The organism is Streptomyces sp. NPDC029956, assembly GCF_055574655.1.
In genome coordinates this window covers 1-2,315 of sequence record NZ_JBVHZJ010000030.1, presented here as the reverse complement: position 1 = coordinate 2,315, position 2,315 = coordinate 1, and the positions used below count along the sequence as shown (strand labels likewise).

The window sequence follows — 2,315 nt, the reverse complement described above, 5'->3', positions numbered from 1 at the left end:
AAAAACGGCGTTCTCTGCGGGGGTGTCCGCAAAGCACCACCGGCCCCCCTTTTGGGGGATTTGGGGGAAAACGGGCCGGGGCTTGTGGGGGGGCCACAGCGGGGCCCCCCCGACGGAGCTCTCCGAGACGCCGGTACGCCCCGGGCGCGGATGCAGCCGAGTGGTCGTGCCCCGGTGGGCGGCCAACTCCGGGAAGAGGGCCTCGACGTCGAGCGGTCGGGGCGGAGTGGTTCTCGTCATGGAGCGACCCTAGGGGGTGGCTTGTCGGCACACTCCCGTCGCCGCCCGAAGGACGGCCCCACGGCCTCGGGTGTCCGCTCTCGGCCCGCGCCCGTCGCCGAACCCGCCCGCCGCGGGCCCGCGCCTTGCCGCCTCAGGGTCGGTTTCGCTCGTACAGGGCGCGCAGGCCCCTGAGGAACGCCTCGCGGTCGGCCGCCGGCAGTTCGTCGAGCAGGCGGTCCTCGCCCTCCTGGATCGCGGCCTGCACGGTGTCGCGCAGCCTGCGGCCCTCGGCGGTGAGGGAGAGCAGCCGGGCGCGCCGGTCCGCCGGGTCGGGCTGCCGGCGCAGCAGCTCCCGCGCCTCCAGGTCGTCCAGGACGGGGATGATCCGCGTCTTGTCCGCCCGGATCGCCTCGGCGAGCGCCGCCTGGGTGCGGATGGGGCGCTCGTCGAGGTGGAGGAGGACCGCGTACGCCCACATGGTCAGGCCGTGGGTGTCGAGCACCGGCTGCTCGGCGGCCATCAGGGCGCGGCCGAGCGGGACGACCATGGCGGCGAGGTCGGGGCGCCGCGGGCGGCCCGGGGGAGTGTCGGCGGTGCTCGCTGCGGTGTTCTCGGCCATGGGCACGAAAATACCGGCTGCCCGCATGCCCGCTGCCGACCCGTTGACAATTGATACGCGCACGCACATCGTATGCACATGCCTACGAATAGGAACGGGCTCGCGAACCCTGTGGACTTCGACCGGCTCCGGCACCTCCACGCGCGCGTGATCCGGCACGGCGCGACCCTGGTGCGGCGGATCGGCCCGGTCGACCTGGCCCGGCCGACCCCTTGCTCGGCCTGGACCCTGGCGGACCTGCTCGCCCATATGACGGCCCAGCACCACGGCTTCGCGGCCGCCGCGCGCAGAGACGGCCGGGATCCGGCGCATTGGAAGGTCCATCCGGTGAACGGGGACGCGCCCGCGCGGTACGGAGAGGCGGCCGAGCGGGTCGTCGACGCCTTCGCGGCCGTGGACGGCCCGGACGCGGCCCTCGTCCTGCCCGAGTTCGGCCCGGACCGGACGTTCCGTGCCGAACGGGCCCTCGGCTTCCACTTCGTCGACTACGTCGTGCACGGCTGGGACGTCGCCCGCAGCCTGGATCTCCCGTACGACCCGGGCCCCGAGATCCTCGCCCTGGCGCTGCCGATCGCCGAGGCCGTCCCGACGGGCGAGGCCCGGACGGCCCCGGGCGGCCCCTTCGGGCCCGAACGGGAGCCGGCCGCCGGGGCGGACCCGCTGGACCGCATCCTCGCGACCCTCGGCCGCCAGGCGGCCTGGCGCCCGTGCTGAGGTCGTCCTGGACGCCGGGTCCGTACGGTGGACGGGACGGGGGCGGACCGATGCTGGTCAGCATGACCGACTTCCGGCTCGACCGGCGAAGCGACCTGCTCGGCGTCCACCGCGCGGCCCGGCGGCTCGCGGCGGAGTGGCCGGACCTCGAAGGGGCCTACGGGATGTGGCTGTGGGCGCGCCCCCTGGCGGGCCGCTGCGGCGCGGTCGCGGTCTGGCGCGACGAGGCGGCACTCCAGGCCTTCGTCGCCTGGCCGCCGCATGTCGCGATCATGCGGGAGTACGGGGGGAGGGGTGCCGTGACGTCGACGACCTGGGAGGCGTCGGCGTTCTCTCCGGCGGCCACCTGGGCCCGGGCGCGCCGGCTGATCGACGCGGGTGCGGTCGACACTTCTTAGACCGTGTCCTATGTGGTGAGGCGGTGGAGCCGCTTGTAGCAGCACAATGCTGCGGCGAGGCCGAGGAATGCCAGGTAGTTGCGGGGGTGGCGTTCGTAGCGGTGGTTGAGCCGGCGGTAGCCGGTCAGCCAGGACATGGTCCGCTCGATCACCCACCGGCGCCGCCCGAGTCGTTCCGACGACTCGATTCCCTTGCGGGCGATGCGGACGCCGATGCGTTTGCCGCGGAGCCATTTCCGCAGTTCAGGTACGTCGTAGGCCTTGTCGGCGTGCAGGCGCTGGGGCTTGAAGTTCCGGCCGCGGTAGGGGTCGTGTCTCGTTTGGTGACCGAGCACCATGGGCTTCAGGGCCTGGCTGTCGTG

At 73.7% G+C, this 2,315-nt stretch carries 4 protein-coding genes and 1 pseudogene; 2 read left to right on the top strand and 3 right to left on the bottom strand.

The features are described from left to right. Positions 1 to 240, bottom strand: a pseudogene (locus ACZ4XX_RS23120) (hypothetical protein); the annotation flags it as partial. A 133-nt stretch (positions 241 to 373) separates the two neighbouring features. Beyond that, entirely contained in the window at positions 374 to 841 is a 468-nt protein-coding gene (locus ACZ4XX_RS23115; protein ID WP_468509756.1) for a MarR family winged helix-turn-helix transcriptional regulator, read from the bottom strand. 78 nt (positions 842 to 919) lie between these two features. Here ACZ4XX_RS23115 and ACZ4XX_RS23110 point away from each other — a divergent pair, with 78 nt between their 5' ends. Together ACZ4XX_RS23110 and ACZ4XX_RS23105 are read left to right on the top strand one after the other, a co-directional pair. Continuing rightward, positions 920 to 1,555, top strand: coding sequence for a TIGR03086 family metal-binding protein (locus ACZ4XX_RS23110; RefSeq protein ID WP_468509755.1), 636 nt, complete (start codon positions 920 to 922; stop codon positions 1,553 to 1,555). Between the two features lie 62 nt (positions 1,556 to 1,617). Next, positions 1,618 to 1,953 carry a hypothetical protein gene (locus ACZ4XX_RS23105; protein ID WP_468509754.1) on the top strand — a complete coding sequence of 112 codons (336 nt, stop codon included), beginning with the start codon at positions 1,618 to 1,620 and terminating at the stop codon, positions 1,951 to 1,953. An 8-nt stretch (positions 1,954 to 1,961) separates the two neighbouring features. Here the strand turns inward: ACZ4XX_RS23105 and ACZ4XX_RS23100 are convergent. Then, positions 1,962 to 2,315: transposase (locus ACZ4XX_RS23100; RefSeq protein WP_468509753.1), on the bottom strand; the 354-nt coding region annotated here is incomplete at its 5' end.

Bases quoted from the DNA above. Each gene is read 5' to 3' on its own strand.
- ACZ4XX_RS23110 (WP_468509755.1), top strand. From the start codon at position 920: ATGCCTACGAATAGGAACGGGCTCGCGAACCCTGTGGACTTCGACCGG.
- ACZ4XX_RS23105 (WP_468509754.1), top strand. From the start codon at position 1,618: ATGACCGACTTCCGGCTCGACCGGCGAAGCGACCTGCTCGGCGTCCAC.
- ACZ4XX_RS23115 (WP_468509756.1), bottom strand. From the start codon at position 841: ATGGCCGAGAACACCGCAGCGAGCACCGCCGACACTCCCCCGGGCCGC.